This is a genomic window from Microbacterium sp. GXF0217 (genome assembly GCF_054798195.1).
The window spans coordinates 246,859-264,121 of sequence record NZ_JBSJZG010000002.1 but is presented as its reverse complement, the minus strand read 5'-3'; the positions used below and the strand labels follow the sequence as shown (position 1 = coordinate 264,121).

Genomic DNA, 17,263 nt, shown 5'->3' with positions numbered 1-17,263 from the left:
CGGCGCCCACCACGATGGGGCGCCGCCCGAACGTCAGCCGACGGTCGCCAGCTCGCGGCGCCCGACCGGTCGCGGCAGCCCGTAGTGCTCGCGCAGTGTCCGACCGGTGTACTCGGTGCGGAACAGCCCGCGTTCCTGGAGGATCGGGACCACCCGCTCGACGAACACCTCGAGCCCCGAGGGCAGCACGGCTGGCATGATGTTGAAGCCGTCGGCCGCACCGTTCTCGAACCAGTGCTGGATCGTATCGGCGACCTGCACCGGTGTCCCGGTGAAGGTACGGTGCCCTCGGCCTCCGCCGAGGCGGCCGATCAGCTCGCGGACGGTGAGGTTCTCGCGCCGGGCCAGCGACACGATCAGCGTGTAGCGGCTCTTCGCCCCCTCGATCTCGTCCTCGCTGGGCAGATCCTCGGGCAGCGGCTCGTCCAGCTGCAGCGACCCAGGCGCCAGCTTCAGCACCTTCTCGAGCTGGTCGCGCGCGAACTCCGGCGCGATGAGCCGGTCGAGTTCGGCCTCGAGCTCACGCGCTTCGGCTTCCGTGTCGGCGATGATCGGCACGAGCCCCGGCAGCACCTTGATCTGCTCGGGGTCGCGACCGTTCGCGATCGCTCGACGCTTGATGTCGGCGTAGAACTCCTGCGCCTCCTCGATCGTCGGCGTGGCGGTGAAGATCGCCTCCGCCCAGCGCGCCGCGAACTCCCTGCCGCTCTCGCTCGACCCCGCCTGCACGAGCAGCGGATGCCCCTGCGGGCTGCGCGGCGAGTTCAGCGGCCCTTCCACGCGGAAGTGCTCGCCGCGGTGCCCGATCGCGTGCACCCGATCCGCACGCGCGTGCACCCCGGCATCCTTGTCCGCGATGATCGCATCGTCGTCCCACGAATCCCACAGCCGGGTCGCGACCTCGAGGAACTCGGATGCCCTGGCGTACCTGTCGCGGTGCAGAGGCTGGTCCTCGAGTCCGAAGTTGCGTGCGGCCGCCTCTCCTGCCGTGGTGACGATGTTCCAGCCGGCCCTCCCGTTCGAGATCCAATCGACCGACGACAGTCGCCTCGCGAGGTTGAACGGCTCGTTGTACGACGTGGATGCCGTCGCGATCAGGCCGATCCGCGAGGTGGTGACCGAGAGAGCCGTCAAGAGGACGGTCGGCTCGAATCCACCGACGGGGCGCCGACCCACCTCGCCGAACAGCGCGGGCGAATCGGCGAGGAACAGCGAGTCGAACTTCGCGTCCTCGGCGATCTTCGCGAGCCGCTGGTGATACGCGAGATCGAGCAGCGCGTGCGGGTCGGACTCCGGCAGACGCCAGGACGCCTCGTGGTGACCGGTGTCGTGCAGGAACAGGTTGAAATGCAGTTGGCGTGGCGTGCTCATGAGATCTCCTCGGTCGTCGTGGATGGGTCGGTGGCGGTCGCGCTCTGCACACCGAGCGAGGCCAGCAGCTGCTCGCGCAGGCGGGCGAACTCCGGGTCCGCCGCCGTGCGCTGGTCCGGCAGCTCGATGCGAAGATCGAGTGAGAACCGTCCGCCGTCGATCACGAGCACGCGGTCGGCGAGCAGGAGAGCCTCGTCCACGTCGTGCGTGACGAGCAGCACGGCGGGGCGGTGGACGCGCAGCAGGGTGCGCAGCAGCCCGTGCATCCGGATGCGGGTGAGCGCGTCGAGCGCTCCGAACGGCTCATCGGCGAGCAGCAGCTGCGGCTCGCTCACGAGGGAGCGGGCCAGCGCCGCGCGCTGCTGCTCGCCACCGGACAGTTCATGCGGCCAGGCGCGCTCGCGACCGGCGAGCCCGACCTCGGCGAGCACCTCGCGGCCGCGCTCGCGTGCGATGGTGCCGGACTGCCCGAGCACGACGTTGTCGAGCACGCGCAGCCAGGGCAGCAGTCGCGAATCCTGGAAGACCATCGAGACGCGGCGGGGGACGTAGATCTGTCCTGCGCCTGAGACCGAGTCGTCGAGTCCGGCGACGGCGCGCAGGAGCGTGCTCTTGCCCGATCCGCTGCGGCCGATCAGCGCGACGAACTCGCCGCGCTCGATCTCGAGATCGATGCCGTCCAGAACGTCCCTGTCGCCGAAGGATCGGCGCAGCCCGACAGCACGGACGGCCGTTGAGACGGTCGGAGTCAGCTCGCGAGCGTGCGTCGCCATGACAGCACCCGCCTTTCCAGGAGTCGGACGAGCGCGTCCGAGACGAAGCCGAAGACGCCGTAGACGACGAGGCCGACCAGGATGATGTCCGACTGGGCGTACAGCTGAGCCTGCGCCATCATGTAGCCGACGCCGGAGGTGGCGTTGATGGTCTCGACCACGATCAGAGCCATCCAGGACCCGACCACGGCGAGGCGGAAGCCGACGAAGAATCCGGGCAGGGAGCCGGGTACGAGCACGAAGCGGATGTACTGCCACCGCGTCAGGCCGAGCGATTCGGCGAGCTCGATCTGCTTGGTGTCGATGCCGGTCAGCGCACTGTACGTGTTGATGTAGATCGGGACCAGGACGCCCAGCGCGACGATCGTGACCTTGAACTCCTCGCCGATGCCCAGCCACAGGATGAGCAGGGGGATCAGCGCGAGGACGGGAATCGCCCTCTTCACCTGAACCGTGCCGTCGACGACTGCTTCGCCGAGTCGGCTGAGCCCTGCGATGACGGCGAGCGCGACGCCCGTCACGGTGCCGATCACCAGTCCGAGCAGCGCCCGCGACAGCGAGGCGCCCACGTGCTCGGCCAGCGTTCCGTCCGTGATGAGCTGCCACGCGGTCGCAGCGACGGTCCCCGGTCCGCTGAGCAGACGCGGATCGAGCAGCCCCAGTGCGGATGCCGCGAACCAGAGCACGACGACGATGAACGGGCCGAGCAGCCGTGCCCCCGGCAGGGACCTGCCCCGCCCGAGGCGGTGCCGTCGCGACTGCAGGACGAGGTCGGAGTTCGGCGGGGGCGTCGTCGGCTGCTCCGGGGCGGGCGGCGCCTCCGGGGCATCGACGACAGCGGTGGGGCGGGTCGTCAGCTTGAGAAGAGACATGTCAGTCCTCCGTCACGTACTCGTCGGACACGGCAGCAGCGGCATCCGCTTCGAACCGGCGATCGAACAGCACCTCGGCATCCACGTCCTGGATGAACCCGCCGTCGGACAGCAGGTCCGCGGACGACTGCGCCCACTCGACGGCGGTGTCCCAGCTCGTCGGGAAGGAGGGCTTGCTCGCCAGCTCCCAGATGCGGTCGGCGTCCTCGGCCGTCACGCCCTCGGTGTCGACGAAGTAGAACTGCTTCCATTCGTCGGGGTGCTCCCATGCCCAGACCTGGGTCTGCGCCCACACGCGGATGTAATCGCGCACCGCGCGCACGTTCTCCTCGTCCGCCAGCACCGTCGTCGGGACCCAGAGGACGGTCAGCAGATCGGGGACCTCGGCGAGCAGCGCGTCGGCGCCATCCGCTCCGAACTGGTCGATGTACTTCGTCACCGCCGGCTCCGACAGCGGAGCGATGTCGACCTGCCCGCCCTGCAGCGCCGTGAGGAACTGCGTGCTCGGCAGCTCGACGAACTCGACCTCGTCGTAGTCGATGCCCGCCTGCTGCAGCGTCCGGAGCACCGTGTCCCCCTGCGACTGCCCCTGCGAGAAGGCGATCCTCTTGCCGCGCAGATCCTCCCAGTCGCTCAGGTCGACACCGGGGGCGCTCGCGAACACGTAGCCGGGCAGCGGTCGCTCGAGCACGCTCACGATCGTCGCGTCGAACCCGATGTCGTGGGCCTGGATGGGCGGGATGATCGCGTTGCTCGCGATGTCGAGCGCACCGGCGCGGAACGCCTGGATGACGTCGGGCCCCGCTGCCGCGTTCACCCACTCCGTGACGGTGAACTCCGGCCCCTGCACCTCATCGCCGGCCAGCTCGAGCTGCAGCTGGGTGGTACGTCCTGCGACGCGCAGGCCGGTGTCGTCGTCTGGTGCGCCGCTGGCGAGAGGTTCGGATGCCGAGGTCGCGTCGACAGCGGCAGAACCCGCACTCGCGCAACCGGCCAGCAGCACCAGAGCGGCGGCCGCGCCGGCAATGGCGGGCGCACGCCTCATCGATGGCCGACGGTTTCGGGGGGAGGAGGCCATGGTGTGATCCTTTCGCTGGAGTTCGGTGTCAGGAATCCTCCAGCGCAGGCACCACGGGCGTCCACCAATGCGTCACACGTGTCATCGCGTGACCGCGTGTTACCGGTGATCGTGCACGATCGGCGCGCTCATGCGGCCCGCGGTGCACGGCGTGAAACAGAAATGACAGGGGCCGACCGCGCGGCGGTCGACCCCTGTCGCACGCTCCTCCGTCAGCCCCCGACGACCCCCTCGAAGAGGCCGATGTGGTTGCCGTCCGGATCGACGATGACCGCCCACGCGCTCGTCTCCGTGATCGGCTGCCGTTCCGCGATGACGCTGCCCCCGGCGGCCACGGCAGCGGCGACCGTCTCGTCGATCGAGTCGACCTCGACGTACGACCGCGGCTGCGTGAAGGCGTCGTCGCGCGGTGCGAGTCCGCCGCCCGAGATGCCGTTCGGCGCCTGCCACATCGGGTACCCCTCGAACCCGGGCATCTCGGCGATGCTCCAGCCGAAGAGCGTGGAGTAGAACTCCGTCGCCCGCGCCATGTCATCGACCGGGATGTCGATGTGGGTGATGTCTCCGTGCGCCAAAACCGCCACCTCTCGTCAGAGCTGAGCGACCCGCCTGCCGAGCCGTCGCGGCCAGTCTGCTCCCGGCGTCGGACATCGACAAGAGGGCGGCCGACGACGGGGTCCTCGCGCTGTCATGATTTGAGCGTGGCGCATTTCGGCCTCGACGAGTACTTCACAAACGATTATCGATTAGTGTATGTTCGGGGCATCCCTCCCGTGCACCACGAAAGGATCAACGATGATCAAGGGCCGTCACCTCACCGCGCTGGGCATCGCCTCGGTCGCCTCCCTCGCGCTGGCCGGCTGCGCCACCTCCGCGCCGGCGGACAGCGACGAGACGATCGAGATCAGCATGCTCGTCAACGTCACTCCGAACCTCACCGAGGAGTACTGGAACGATCTCGTCGCGCCCTTCGAGAAGGAGCACGAGAACATCGACGTCGTCATCCAGAACCCCGGCGCCGAAGGCGTGCATGCCGCCGTCCCTCGGCTGCTCGCAGCCGGCGACGCCCCGGACATCGTGCAGTCCATGGCGCCCACGGCCGAGATCGCCCCTGAGCTGGTCGATCTGTCCGAGTACGAGTGGGCGGCCTCCGGCCCCCTCGCCGAGCAGTACACGATCGACGGCAAGAACTACATGGCCGGCATCGGCGTGCAGCTGCAGAGCCTGTTCTTCTACAACAAGACCGCCTTCGCCGAGGCGGGCATCGCCGAGACGCCCACCACGGTGGACGAGCTGACCGAGGCGCTCGGCAAGCTCAAGGCGGCCGGTTGGACACCTGTCCAGACCGGCGGCGACTGGATGACCAGCCACACGCTGCAGTCGCTCGGGCTTCCGTCGATCATCGCCGAGTACCCCGACTGGTTCCAGGAGATGAGCGCAGGCGAGCTGACCTTCGGCGACACGTACAAGCAGGCCGTCGACACCTACGCGGAGTGGGTGGCCGAGGGCTACATCCCCAAGGAGGCGCTCGGCATCAAGTACCCGGATGCCGAGCAGGCGTTCCTCTCCGGCAAGACGGCGCTGTACTCCATGGGCAGCTGGTTCGCCGGCACCCAGGCGAATGCGGCGGAATCCGCCGACATCGGCGTCTTCCGCGCACCCGCCTTCGATGCGGACGCGCAGCCGTCGATGGGCGCCAACATCGCCAGCCCGTACTCGATCATGAAATCCAGCGAACACCAGGACGCCGCAGCCCAGCTGATCGAGTTCCTCGTCACCGACCAGGAGGCCGTCAGCAGCCAGCTCGCGGTCGACGGCAACTTCCGCGACGGATACGAGTACGAGATGACGCCCCTCGGTGAGGATCTGCTCGCGATCGTCGCCGACACCCCGGCCGACGCGTACACACCGACGGGCAACGGCTACGGCGAGCGCACGCTGCCGTCGGAGTACTCCGGCGAGCTCAACACGCAGACGCAGGGCCTGATCGGAGGCGCCTCCGCGCAGGAGATGCTCGACGCGATGGACGCGTGGTTCCTCGCGAACGCGAACTGACGCCCCGCTCCGGGTGCGGCTCGCGCCGCACCCGGAGCCCGCACCACAGAGGATCTCGAAGATGAGTCAGACCATGATCGCCCCACCGGATACCACCGAGCGACCCGCAGCCGCGGCACCGCCTCCCCCACGGCGCGGGAAGTCGGCAGCCACGCGCGTGCGGGAGGCCTTCCCCGGGTTCCTCATGGCTGCGCCCGCTGTTGTCGTCTTCCTGCTCATGTTCGTGATCCCGATGATCCTCGCATTCGTGCTCAGCTTCACGAACTGGAACGGGTACAGCCTGAGCTTCACGTTCGTCGAGTGGGACAACTATCTGAAGGCGTTCCGCAACCCTCGCTCGGTCGACGCCGCCATCTTCACCGGAATCATCGCCGTCGTCGGCACGGTCCTGTGCAATGTGGTGGGCCTCGCGATCGCCGCATTGATCTCGGGTCCCGGCCGGTCGAACACCCTGCTGCGCACGATCTTCTTCTATCCCTACGTCATCAGCGCCCTGATCATCGGCTTCCTGTGGTCCGCGATGCTCTCCCCGGAGGGCGCCGTCAACGGGATGCTGACGACGCTGGGCTTCCCCGCGATGCCCTTCCTCGTCGAGCCGGATTTCGCCAGGGCGTGCATCATCTTCACCATCGTCTGGTCGCACTTCGGGTTCAACATGATCCTGTTCCTCGCGGGCATCAAGTCCGTCCCGATCGAGTACTACGAGGCGGCGACCGTCGACGGCGCGACCCGGTGGCAGCAGTTCCGCAACATCACGCTCCCGCTCATCGCGCCCGTCTTCACCGTCAACATCGTGCTCACTCTGGTCGGGCTCCTCAAGGCCTACGACATCGTCCTCTCCCTCACGGACGGCGGACCAGCCGGGTCGACTCAGACCATCGTCTACCAGATCCTCAAGGACAGCTTCGCGAACGCGAACCTCGGCTTCGGAGCCGCGCAGTCCGTCATCCTGCTCATCGTCACCGCCGTTCTGGGGTTGAGCGTCACCCTCATCCGCCGCCGCGCAGAGCGAAAGGTCACCGACTGATGAGCGCACGCACCTCCGCTCCCGTCCCCGCACGCGTGGTCCGCTGGATCATCCTCGGCGCTGTGGCCCTGCTCATGCTGGTGCCGCTGTACACGATGGTCGTCAACGCCTTCAAGCCGCAGGCGGAGATCATCGCCAACCCGCTCGGCCTCGACCCGGCGACCTTCACCTTCGACTATCTCTGGGCGGCGATCACGAGCTCGAAGTTCAACGTCATCGCCGCGTACGGCGTGACGCTGCTCTTCGTCGCTCTCGTCAACGTCTGCTGCATCGCACTCGCCGCTCCCGTGGCATTCGTCATCGCCCGCGGCCGGTCGAAGTGGCACATGGGGCTGCTGCTCCTGTTCGTCTCCGGCCTGTTCATCCCCGGACAGGTGACGCTGATCCCCGTGGTCTTCGTGCTGCGCGTGCTCGGCCTCATCAACACGATCCCCGGCTTCATCCTGTTCGAGACCGCGGCGACGCTGCCCGTGACGATCTTCCTGTTCGCGGCCTACCTGCGCACGGTTCCGCGGGACATCGACGAGGCCGCGGCACTCGACGGCGCCGGACGCATCAGGGCGTTCTGGTCGTGCATCTTCCCCGTCATGCGGCCGATCGTCGCGACCGTCGTCGTTCTGAACTCGATCGGGGTGTGGAACGACTTCGTCAGCCCTCAGATCATCCTCGGACCGAGCTCGGGCATCTACACGGTCACCACCGGCGTGTACGCGGCCGTCGGGCAGTTCGCCACCGACTACACGGTCGTCTTCCCGACGCTTCTGCTGGCGGTCCTCCCGGCCATGGTGTTCTTCATCATCATGCAGCGGCACATCATCGGCGGTCTCGTCACCGGCGCGACGAAGGGCTGACGATGTCGACGACCTCTCACACGACGCCGTTGCGGTCGCTGCCGGCGTGGGCCGTGCTGCAGCGGCGGCTGTTCGACGAGATCGAGGATGCCAGACGACTCTTCGTCGAGCGCTACACCCATCCGGACGGAAGCCTGCGGGGTACCGCCGCATTCCACGATCGGGACGGTGTCGACGACCTGTACGAGCCGTTCTTCAACTGGCCCGCGTTCTACCTTCTGGGCGGACCGGATGCCGCGTTGATCGACGCCAAGCGGCACTGGGAGGGCGTCACCGCCCAGCTGACGGCCGCCGGCATGCTCACCGATGAGTACGAGAACGGGTACGACTGGTTCCACCAGGGCGAGTCGGCTCTGCTCTTCTTCGGCATCTGCGCCGCCGACCCCGGTGATGAACGATTCGCCGAGCGGGCGCGTCGGTTCGCGGCGCTGTACACCGACCCCCGGCGCGGCAACCACGACCCGGAGCGCGAGATCATCCGGGCGCCGCACAACGGCGCGCTCGGCGCGCGGCGCGGTCTCGAGGACGGCTCTCCGCGTCCGTACTCCGCCGCTCTGACCGAGATGCGCCCCTACGGGCTGCCCGTGCACGGCATCGATGGGATCGCGGAGTGGGATGATCTGTCCGACCCGGCGAACGCGCGCCGCATGGCGGACGAGATGCAGCGCAGGGCAGCGGGAGACGTCGCGGTGAACCTCGCGGCGACATCGCTCGTGACCAACGCCTGGCTGTACGACACGGACGAGCGCTCGGCCGCCTGGGTCACGCGCTACGTCGACGCGTGGATGACGCGGGCCGAGGCGAACAACGGACTGCTGCCGGACAATGTGGCTCCCGATGGCACAGTCGGCGGGCTGCAGGACGGACACTGGTGGGGCGGTCACTACGGGTGGGCATGGCCGCACGGCCTCCACTCCGTCGCCATGAGCGCCCTGATCGGGGCTCTCAACGCCGCGCTCGTCGCCGATGACGACCGGGCGCTCGACATGGTGCGGACGATGCTCGACACCGTGCTCGAGCAGGCCGTCCGCGGCACCGTGGACGCCTCGAGCTACAGCCTGCGCGGTGAATGGATGTTCCGGTTCGGCGAAGCATCCGTCGACGAAGGACTGCTCGTTCCCTACCGTCACGGCGCGGACGGCTGGTTCGACTTCGGACCGCTGCAGCTGGACCTTCCGACATGGCTGTGGTGGTGGACGAGATCGGATGCCGATCGCGCACGCCTGGAGCGCGCGATCGACGGCATCCCTCCCACCGTCGACCTCGTCGGCGAGTTCCGGGACAAGGAGGAAGCGGGCCACGAGGCCGGATGGATCCGCTTCCTCGACGGGGACCTGCCGGACTATCCGGAGCGCGCTCTCACCATGGCTCTCGGTCAGGTGGCTCGCCGGGTCGCGCTCATGCGCACGGACGGAGATGATCCGGATGGCGCGCACCTGCACTTCTGGCAGCGTGTGAATCCCGTGGTCACCGAGGTGCTCTCCCAACTCATCACCGGCACCCCGCAAGTGCTCTACAACGGCGGACTGCCGTTCTCGGCGGTCGATTACGCCGACCCCGACCTCGGTCGCCCCGGTCTGCCACGCGACGTCGCAGCCCTCGTCGATCGTCTCGAACCCGATGCCCTCGGCATCCGGCTGATCAACACCTCGACGACCCGCGCCCGCCGTGTGCGCATCCTTCCCGGACGCTTCTCGCGCACCCGCATCGCTCGGGCCACGGCGACCGGCGAGGGCGACGACGGATACCCGGGCCCGAGCGGCGCGTACGCCGGTGTCCGTGTGGCGCCGTCGATCAAGACCATCGACTGCCCGGACGGCACTTTGACCGTGGAACTGGCCCCGGCCCACGCCGCCGAACTGACACTGACTCTCACGCGGACAGCGTCCGCACCGCACCACCGCACCGACGAAGGAACACCATGAGCGACACTCCCCTGATCCGCCCCGAATTCGCGCTGCCGGTCCGCGGGCCGATGTACGAGCGGCCGTCCGCAGATCTGATGTCCTCGTTCGACCAGGTCTCCTCCGCCACCGCATGCGCGAAGCTCCACGGCCTCGGCATCAGGCACAGCTATGTCGACGGCCCGGTTCCCCTCTCCCCCGGTCAACGCGTGGTCGGCTCGGCGCTGACCCTGCAGTTCATGCCGCAGCGCGAGGACCTCGCCTCCGGACACGGTCAGGAGTACGCCGAACGCCACACCGCGCTGTGGCACGTCCTGGAGGCGGTGCAGCCCGGTGACGTGCTCGTGATCCAGGCGTACGGCAGCCGCTTCTCCGGCTGCATCGGCGACATCCTCGCGCGCTACTTCGCCCGCAAGGGCGGCGCCGGCATCGTGGTCGACGGCCGGATCCGCGACTCGGGCAAGATCCGCGAACTCGGCATCCCCGTCTGGTCCACCGGGACGACCCCGCACTACGCCTCGCAGTCCGAGCTCACCCCGTGGGGGTACGACGTGCCGGTCGCCGTCGGCGGCTCTCTGTGCATGCCAGGCGACCTCGTCGTGGCGGACGACGACGGGCCGGTCATCGTCCCCCGGGCGATGGCGTCGAGCGTCGTCGAGTCGGCCCGTGACCATGAAGAATGGGAGGGCTTCAGCCGTCAGCGCCTGGACGAGGGCGCACGCCTGAGCGACTACTACCCCCTGACCCCGGACAGCCGTGAGGAGTACGAGGCATGGCGTTCCGCGCAGAGCTCCGTCCGCTGACGGAGATCGACGGCTTCCGCGACGATCTGGGGCTGGGCTGCGCGCCGATCGGCAACCTCTACTCGGCGGTCGACGACGATGACGCCGTCGCCACTGTCCAAGCCGCGCTCGCCCACGGCATCCGGTTCTTCGACACCGCCCCGAACTACGGGGCCGGTGAGAGCGAGCGCAAGCTCGGCACGGCTCTCGCCGGCGTCGACCGCGACACCGTGACGCTCGCGACCAAGGTGGGTCGCATGATCGTGGATGCCGACGGCACCGAGGTGCCCGTCGGTGCAAGTGGTGCTGGGCTCGTGAGCGACGTCGGATACGACGCCGTGTGGCGCAGCGTCGAGGGCAGCCTGAAGCGCCTCCGCACGGATCGGATCGACCTGCTGCACCTGCACGATCCGGAGGATGTGGATGCCGCGCTGTCCGGTGCGATGCGCGCGATGGTCGAGCTTCGGGATCAGGGCGTGGTCCGCGCACTGGGCGTCGGAATGGTGCGGACAGCACCGCTGACGCGGTTCGCCGTCGAGGCACCGGTCGACGTCATCATGGAGGCCGGCCGGCTGACGCTGCTGGACCGGACCGCCCTCGATGAGCTGCTGCCCGCAGCCGCCTCGCACGGTGTCGGCATTCTCGCCGCCGGGGTCTACAACTCCGGCGTGCTCGCTGATCCGCGCGGTGCCGCGTACTTCGACTACCACCCCGCCCCGCCGTCGACCGTCGCGACAGCGCTGCGGCTGGAGGAGGCCTGCCGCGATGCCGGCGCGCGCCTCGCCGACGCCGCCGTGCAGTACGCGTTCCGGCACGAGGTCGAGGGCGTCATCGTCGGGACGCGGACACCCTCGGAGGTGGAGGCCTTCGCCGCGAGCGCCGACGTGCGGATCCCCGACGCGCTCTGGTCCGATCTCGACCGGATCGCCGCGGACTGACGTGCGCATCGTCGACGCCCACGTCCATCTCTGGGATCGCACGCGGCATCCGCTGTCGTGGTTCCGTGACGACATGGGACTCGCGCCGTCCGTGACGGCTCGCGATCTCGAGGCGGCGGCCGCCGTGAATGCCGCGGTCGCCGTGCAGGCCGCGGACACCCTGACCGAAGCCGTCTGGCTCGCCGCCCAGGCGGAGAGGAGTCGGATGCTGCCCCGCATCGTGCTGCAGTACGCAGCAGCACCGGGCGAGTGGGCGGGCGCGACCGCCCCGGTCATGACGTCGACGGTCGCGGGGCTGAGGGCGGCGGTCCCTCAGTTCGCCGCGGATCTGGCGGATGTGCCCGGGCTCGACGATCTGGGTGCGGGCCTCGCCCGGAGCGACCGCGTGCTCGAGTTCCTGGTTCGCCCCGAACAGCTCGGCGGCGTCGCAGCCTTCGCCGACCGGCATCCGGACCTGCGGATCGTCGTATGCCATCTGGGCCTCGGGACGGGCACTGTGACGGATTCCTGGCGTTCGGGGCTCACCGACCTCGCCCGGCGTCCGAACGCGCACGCCAAGCTGTCCGGCGTGATCGGGTCGCGGGAGAAGGGCGAACTCGCGCTGATCGCCGACGCCGCGGTGACGGCGTTCGGCCCAGAGCGGCTGATGTTCGGCAGCGACTGGCCGATGTCCGCGCGTCGGCTCGCGCACGCAGACGTCATCGAGACGACGGCGCAGATGCTGCCCGCCCTCTCCGCCGTGGAGGCCGCCGCGATCTGGCACGGCACCGCGGATCGGATCTACGCGCTCGGCGCGTCCTGATCCTCCAGCAGCGTGCCGGCTGCGTGCCGGCGGAACAGCATCGATGAGGCCTCAGGGTCGCCGGCGTCGAGGACGTCCAGGAGCCCGCGGTGCCAGTCGGCGACCTCGTGCCAGTCGCCGGTGAAGGTCGGGTCGCCGAGCACGTGCATGACGCGCAGGCTGGGTTCGAGCAGATCCCACATCTTGGGGAGATACACGTTTCCGCTCGCTTCGATCACTGCGCGGTGGAACACGAAGTCGAGTTCGCGGAACGCGGGCAGATCGGAATCATCGGCCGCAGCGTGCATCCGCTCGATGAGCCTGATCAGCTCGGCGCGCCGATCGGCATCCAGGTTTCCGCTGGCCAGCCTTCCGGCGAGACCTTCGAGCTCGACGCGTGCGATCTTGGCCTGAGCGGCCTCATCATCCGTGTAGGTCGCCACGAAATTGCCCTGATGACGGATGTGCGAAACGAGGCCCTCGTGCGCCAGACGCTTGAGTGCGTCGCGCACAGGCGCCTGGCTGACCTCCAGCTGACGGGCGAGCTGCGACTCGACCAGCTGTTCGCCAGGGGCGAGGCTGGAGTCCTTGATCATCGCCTTGATCATCAGGTAGATCTGGTCGGACAGCAGCCCTCGCTGCAGTCCCTGCGGAGCCAGTGCGTCTGCCATGCCCACCATCTTACGTCCATTATCGACTATCGCTAATGAAGCGGGGCCCGCGAGACGATGAGCTCGCGGGCCCCGCTTCACGTCACTTCTTCTGCTTCTTCTTGATGGATACCGTCATGTCGACGGAGTGCCCTTCGTAGACGACCGTGAGCTTCTGGTGCGGACGCACCCTGCTGCTGTCGAAGCCGGTGACCATGTCGGCCGTGACGGCGAGATCGCTCGTCGTCCCGTCGCTCCAGGCGACGTCCAGGACCATCCCTGTCACATCCAGTTCTTCGCCGATCAGATACTTCGTCTTGGGCTTCGCGTCCGCAGCCCACGAGATGCCGCTGACCGTTGCCGCCGGGGCGATCGAGGTCAGCGTGATGCTGTTCTGCTTGGCGTAGTGATAGACGTTGAAGAACCCGTCAGTGCCGATGCGCAGGTTCTCTCTGGCATCCAGCCGGTTCCAGACCGTCTGCCCGTCCACCTGGAGAACGATGCGGGTGCCTGACCCCTCGGCGACGGCCCCGAACGCGATGCGATGCGTGCCACCTGGCTCGATCACGGTGTTCGGGATGATGTCGAGCATCGTCTGCCCCGGGCTCCAGCTCTGGAACTCGAACGTGTCCTCCTTGATGACCACGAGATAGCCGGTGTTGGAGTTCTGCCAGGCGGGGATGCCGGTCTGATCCGAGCGCACCTGGAAGCCGTACCAGCCACCGTCGAATGCGCCGAAGGCCGCATCGAACTCCAGCAGTCCGTCCCCGAAGCGCTCGGTCTCGTAGCCGTGCACGCCCTCCGCATTCACCCGGATCGTCCCCTGATCGAAGTCGAGCTTGTCCGACTGCGTCCAGTTCGCGGCATCGGCGAGCTGGCCGCCGAGCGCGATCGTGGGATGCTCGGCATCCGCGACCGTCACCACCGCGGTCGCCGAGATCGACGGGTCGGCGACCGATGTGGCAGTGATCGTCGCCTCGCCTGCGGCGAGGGCGGCCACGGTGCCGTCCGCGACGGATGCCACGGCCGGGTCGCTGCTCGACCAGGTGACGCGCACGTCGCTGGCGTCCTGCGGAGACACCGTCGCGATCATCGGCCGACGCTCGCCGGTCTGCAGAGCGAGCTCGGCGGTGTCGAGGGCGAGGCCGTCCACCGGGACCGCCGAGATCGAGAACCCGATGTCGTCGTAATCCAGGTGGGAGAAGCCCTCGGTGTAGAACCCGACCCTTCCGGCCGCGCCTGGCGCGGGGTCAGCGCCCTCGAGCACGACCTCGCCGTTCACCACGATGCGGATCACTCCGTCCCGCACGGCGATGCGGACGTGGCTGGTCGCTGCGGCCGGCAGCGCCTTCGTTGGATCGAGGACGACCTCGCCGACGGTCTGCCACCCGTTGTCGAAGATCGTCCAGGTGGGCCCGGCCGCGGCGTTGCGGTAGCGGAGGTAACCGCCACCCGCGCTGTTGCGGTTGTAGACGAGCATGACCGCGTTCGCGGGAATCGTCTCGGGCGTCGTGACGTCGAAGTCCAGCACGTAGTTCGTGAAGTCCCGTGGGAGTTGCGAGTTCGCACCGTTCACGATCCGGTAGACGTGGTCCCCTCCCTCGGCGGTGACGATGCTGCGGTTCGGATCGGTCAGCCAGCCGTTGGGGCCGTCCTCGAAGTCGGTGAAGTGCAGAACTCCATCGCCCTCGCCGACGGTCACCTCGATCGTGTCGGCGATCGAGGCATCGGATGCCGCGGCCACCGTCACCGTCGTCGAACCGGGTGCCATGCCGGTCAGCTTTCCCTCGTCGACCGTCACGATCGCTTCATCGGCCGACACGTACACGAGGGTCGCGTCATCCGCGTTCCATGGCAGGGGCGTCGCCCGCACCAGCAGCTCCTTGCCGACATCGAGCGCGACGGCGTCGGCATCGAACGCCACGGCCTCGAGCGGCACTGCCTCGAGGGACTGCGTCTGACCGATGTGGCCCTGCGTACCGATCTCGTCGAAGCCGATGTCCTCGAATCCGGGGATCTGCGCGAATACGGCGGCGTCCTCGGTGAGGCGGTAGTCGCCGTTCGCCGCGTCGACGAATCCGGGGTCGCCCTCGCTCACCCAGTTGCTGTCGTAGTTGAGCAGCTCCTTCACGTCACGAGCGCCCTGCGCGTTGACCTGCGACTGGCGAGCCACGGTCGGATTCCACACGACGTTCCTGGCGAACGTGCTGTGGTCGGGGAAGTAGTGGTTGTCCTCGAAGAAGTGCCCGAGTTCGGGGTACTTCTCGAGATACGGCGTCCCGACGAAGTCGTTGTTCTCGGCGAACACCTTCTCCCACTCGGGCATGTAGGCGCGATCGACGGTGTTGCCCTCCTGATCCCCCATCCACAGCTCGTAGTTGTCGTAGGGCACGTTGGCGTCGACGAAGACGTTGTTCGTCGCGTCGATGTAGTCGGCCGAACCGCTCTTGATCGCGCTGTTGCCCATGTTCACGAAGATGTTCTTCTCGATCGTGAGGTCCCAGGTGAAGTTGTCGGCGTAGATGCCCTCGACTCCTGCCATGCCGGCGCCGATGTCATGGAAGTAGTTCTGACGGAACACGTGCCCTCGCTGCTGAGGCGTCATCCCGGAGTTCATGTAGATCGCACCGAGATCGTGGAAGGTGTTGCAGACGTCGTAGACCTCGTTCTGTTCGAACAGGTGATCATTGCCGTGCACGATGATGCCGGGGTGCGGAGCGTCGTGGATCTCATTGCCCCGAGCCACGTTGCCGACGCCGTCGAACATCACACCAGGGTTGTAGGCCTTGTGGTAATACGCGAAGTCGTGGATCTCGGAGTTCTGCACGCTGTTGTTCCCCGCGGTCAACGTCGTCTTGTCGCCGCCCTGCAGCACCACACCGACGCCCCCGATGTGGCTGAGCTCGCTCGACAGCACCGCGTGGTCCGTACCGCCGCGGTTCACGGGAATGCCGTCGTACGTGTAGCGGCCGGGCGAGTTGATGAGCACGCCGCCGTCGGTGAAGTTGCGGATGTCGCTGTGCTGGATCGTCACGTTCGACCCGCCGAGGATGACGGCGGCAGTTGCGCGCCCGTACTCGAGCACGAGATCGTCGAACGTGATGTGCGAGGCGCCGTCCGCTCGGATCATCGGCTCGTCGAGCGTGGTCACCACCGGCGCGCCGCGCCCGGCGAGGAACGCGGCATTCGGCACGAGGTAGAGCTTTCCCGCGGCCCTGTCGATGTAGTACTCCCCCGGAGCATCGAGCTCTTCGAGGAGGTTCTGCGCGAAGTGGAAGTCGGGGAACCAGCTCTTCATGATCCCGGACATCTCGCCGTAGCGCAGCGTGATGGTCTTGGCCTCGGTGTCGATGGCCTCGATCTTGTTGTACGACCATTCCCAGCTGTAGCCGAAGATGCCGTCGAGCCAGAGGTCCTCGGCCTCTGTCCAATACTGCGGGCGGTCGTAGGTGTAGGTGAAGGTGCCACCGCGCTCCTGCAGGTCGGCGTCGGCGCGGGTGGGTCCCGGATCGATGATGTCGCCCATCTGCACGGTATCCTTCGCCGCACCGGCGTTCGGCCAACGGGCGAGCGTCATCCCCTGGCCATCGACGTACAGCTCCATCGGCGGGGTGCTGCTGACATCGTTGGCTTTCCAGTAGCCGTGGCGACTGAGCTGGCCGTAGTCGTCGATGCCCAGCGCGGCGAGATCGATCTCCCGGATGTCGTCCCTGGCGGATTCCTCGATCACACGGTCCAGGACCGCCTGGTCATCCGTCAGGCGGAAGTCCTCGTACGAGAGGGCCCGACCGCCGGTGAGGGTCGCCACCTCGCCGGGGTAGGACCGGTACACGATGGGAGCATCCGCCGTGCCGGAGTCCTCGGCGCCGAGCGCGAAGGAAACCGAGCGCTGATAGCTCCCTTCACGCAGGTAGACGGTGGCGCCGTCCGCCGAGAGGGTACCGGTCGCCTTGCGCTCGCGGATGAGGTCACGGGCCGCTTCGAGCGTCGCCAGCGGCGCGTCGATCGACCCGCCCGCCGTGTCGTCACCGTCCGGGGCGACGTAGATCACATCTCCCGGCGGCTCATCGACGGCTGCTGCCGGATCGGGGTGGAGCGTCGGCAGGGCCGTCGCCACCAGGGCGGTCAGGATCAATGTCGTCGCAGCTCGCTTCATCGCGGTCTCCAGACTCGGGGGCGCC

At 68.1% G+C, this 17,263-nt stretch carries 14 protein-coding genes; 7 read left to right on the top strand and 7 right to left on the bottom strand.

Annotated elements, in window-relative coordinates; genetic code table 11:
- Positions 1-33: 33 nt before the first annotated feature.
- From ACWAT3_RS04655 to ACWAT3_RS04635, 5 genes are all read right to left on the bottom strand, one after another.
- Positions 34-1,371, bottom strand: a complete 1,338-nt coding sequence (locus ACWAT3_RS04655) for an LLM class flavin-dependent oxidoreductase (RefSeq protein WP_460796269.1) — start codon at positions 1,369-1,371, stop codon at positions 34-36.
- The gene (locus ACWAT3_RS04650; RefSeq protein WP_460796267.1) at positions 1,368-2,144 is read right to left on the bottom strand and encodes an ABC transporter ATP-binding protein; all 777 of its coding nucleotides are present in this window, start codon (positions 2,142-2,144) and stop codon (positions 1,368-1,370) included. Before ACWAT3_RS04650 ends, ACWAT3_RS04655 begins: the two co-directional genes overlap by 4 nt.
- Positions 2,120-3,016 (bottom strand): ABC transporter permease, encoded by an 897-nt coding sequence (locus tag ACWAT3_RS04645; RefSeq protein WP_460796265.1) that lies wholly within the window; start codon positions 3,014-3,016, stop codon positions 2,120-2,122. The genes ACWAT3_RS04650 and ACWAT3_RS04645 overlap by 25 nt, the downstream gene beginning before the upstream one ends.
- A 1-nt stretch (position 3,017) precedes the next feature.
- Entirely contained in the window at positions 3,018-4,061 is a 1,044-nt protein-coding gene (locus ACWAT3_RS04640) for an ABC transporter substrate-binding protein (protein WP_460796264.1), read from the bottom strand.
- Positions 4,062-4,306: 245 nt separating this feature from the next.
- Positions 4,307-4,669: a VOC family protein gene (locus ACWAT3_RS04635; protein WP_460796262.1), complete on the bottom strand. Its 363-nt coding sequence runs from the start codon at positions 4,667-4,669 to the stop codon at positions 4,307-4,309.
- A 220-nt stretch (positions 4,670-4,889) separates the two neighbouring features.
- Here ACWAT3_RS04635 and ACWAT3_RS04630 point away from each other — a divergent pair, with 220 nt between their 5' ends.
- From ACWAT3_RS04630 to ACWAT3_RS04600, 7 genes are all read left to right on the top strand, one after another.
- Entirely contained in the window at positions 4,890-6,149 is a 1,260-nt protein-coding gene (locus ACWAT3_RS04630; RefSeq protein ID WP_460796261.1) for an ABC transporter substrate-binding protein, read from the top strand.
- Between the two features lie 61 nt (positions 6,150-6,210).
- Positions 6,211-7,176 (top strand): carbohydrate ABC transporter permease, encoded by a 966-nt coding sequence (locus ACWAT3_RS04625; protein ID WP_460796260.1) that lies wholly within the window; start codon positions 6,211-6,213, stop codon positions 7,174-7,176.
- Positions 7,176-8,027, top strand: a complete 852-nt coding sequence (locus ACWAT3_RS04620; RefSeq protein ID WP_460796258.1) for a carbohydrate ABC transporter permease — start codon at positions 7,176-7,178, stop codon at positions 8,025-8,027. Before ACWAT3_RS04625 ends, ACWAT3_RS04620 begins: the two co-directional genes overlap by 1 nt.
- Positions 8,028-8,029: 2 nt before the next feature.
- The gene (locus tag ACWAT3_RS04615) at positions 8,030-9,952 is read left to right on the top strand and encodes a hypothetical protein (protein WP_460796256.1); all 1,923 of its coding nucleotides are present in this window, start codon (positions 8,030-8,032) and stop codon (positions 9,950-9,952) included.
- The gene (locus tag ACWAT3_RS04610; RefSeq protein ID WP_460796255.1) at positions 9,949-10,734 is read left to right on the top strand and encodes an RraA family protein; all 786 of its coding nucleotides are present in this window, start codon (positions 9,949-9,951) and stop codon (positions 10,732-10,734) included. The genes ACWAT3_RS04615 and ACWAT3_RS04610 overlap by 4 nt, the downstream gene beginning before the upstream one ends.
- Complete coding sequence (locus ACWAT3_RS04605) at positions 10,704-11,651, top strand: aldo/keto reductase (protein ID WP_460796253.1); 948 nt, start codon at positions 10,704-10,706, stop codon at positions 11,649-11,651. The genes ACWAT3_RS04610 and ACWAT3_RS04605 overlap by 31 nt, the downstream gene beginning before the upstream one ends.
- Position 11,652: 1 nt before the next feature.
- Positions 11,653-12,453, top strand: coding sequence for an amidohydrolase family protein (locus ACWAT3_RS04600; protein ID WP_460796252.1), 801 nt, complete (start codon positions 11,653-11,655; stop codon positions 12,451-12,453).
- Here ACWAT3_RS04600 and ACWAT3_RS04595 read toward each other — a convergent pair.
- Together ACWAT3_RS04595 and ACWAT3_RS04590 are read right to left on the bottom strand one after the other, a co-directional pair.
- The gene (locus tag ACWAT3_RS04595; RefSeq protein WP_460796250.1) at positions 12,432-13,103 is read right to left on the bottom strand and encodes a GntR family transcriptional regulator; all 672 of its coding nucleotides are present in this window, start codon (positions 13,101-13,103) and stop codon (positions 12,432-12,434) included. The genes ACWAT3_RS04600 and ACWAT3_RS04595 overlap by 22 nt on opposite strands.
- An 82-nt stretch (positions 13,104-13,185) precedes the next feature.
- Positions 13,186-17,238: an Ig-like domain-containing protein gene (locus tag ACWAT3_RS04590; protein ID WP_460796249.1), complete on the bottom strand. Its 4,053-nt coding sequence runs from the start codon at positions 17,236-17,238 to the stop codon at positions 13,186-13,188.
- Positions 17,239-17,263 lie beyond the last annotated feature (25 nt).

Coding starts and splice junctions, on each gene's coding strand:
- ACWAT3_RS04655 (WP_460796269.1), bottom strand. CDS start 1,371: ATGAGCACGCCACGCCAACTGCATTTCAACCTGTTCCTGCACGACACC.
- ACWAT3_RS04650 (WP_460796267.1), bottom strand. CDS start 2,144: ATGGCGACGCACGCTCGCGAGCTGACTCCGACCGTCTCAACGGCCGTC.
- ACWAT3_RS04645 (WP_460796265.1), bottom strand. CDS start 3,016: ATGTCTCTTCTCAAGCTGACGACCCGCCCCACCGCTGTCGTCGATGCC.
- ACWAT3_RS04640 (WP_460796264.1), bottom strand. CDS start 4,061: ATGAGGCGTGCGCCCGCCATTGCCGGCGCGGCCGCCGCTCTGGTGCTG.
- ACWAT3_RS04630 (WP_460796261.1), top strand. CDS start 4,890: ATGATCAAGGGCCGTCACCTCACCGCGCTGGGCATCGCCTCGGTCGCC.
- ACWAT3_RS04625 (WP_460796260.1), top strand. CDS start 6,211: ATGAGTCAGACCATGATCGCCCCACCGGATACCACCGAGCGACCCGCA.
- ACWAT3_RS04620 (WP_460796258.1), top strand. CDS start 7,176: ATGAGCGCACGCACCTCCGCTCCCGTCCCCGCACGCGTGGTCCGCTGG.
- ACWAT3_RS04615 (WP_460796256.1), top strand. CDS start 8,030: ATGTCGACGACCTCTCACACGACGCCGTTGCGGTCGCTGCCGGCGTGG.
- ACWAT3_RS04610 (WP_460796255.1), top strand. CDS start 9,949: ATGAGCGACACTCCCCTGATCCGCCCCGAATTCGCGCTGCCGGTCCGC.
- ACWAT3_RS04605 (WP_460796253.1), top strand. CDS start 10,704: ATGGCGTTCCGCGCAGAGCTCCGTCCGCTGACGGAGATCGACGGCTTC.
- ACWAT3_RS04595 (WP_460796250.1), bottom strand. CDS start 13,103: ATGGCAGACGCACTGGCTCCGCAGGGACTGCAGCGAGGGCTGCTGTCC.
- ACWAT3_RS04590 (WP_460796249.1), bottom strand. CDS start 17,238: ATGAAGCGAGCTGCGACGACATTGATCCTGACCGCCCTGGTGGCGACG.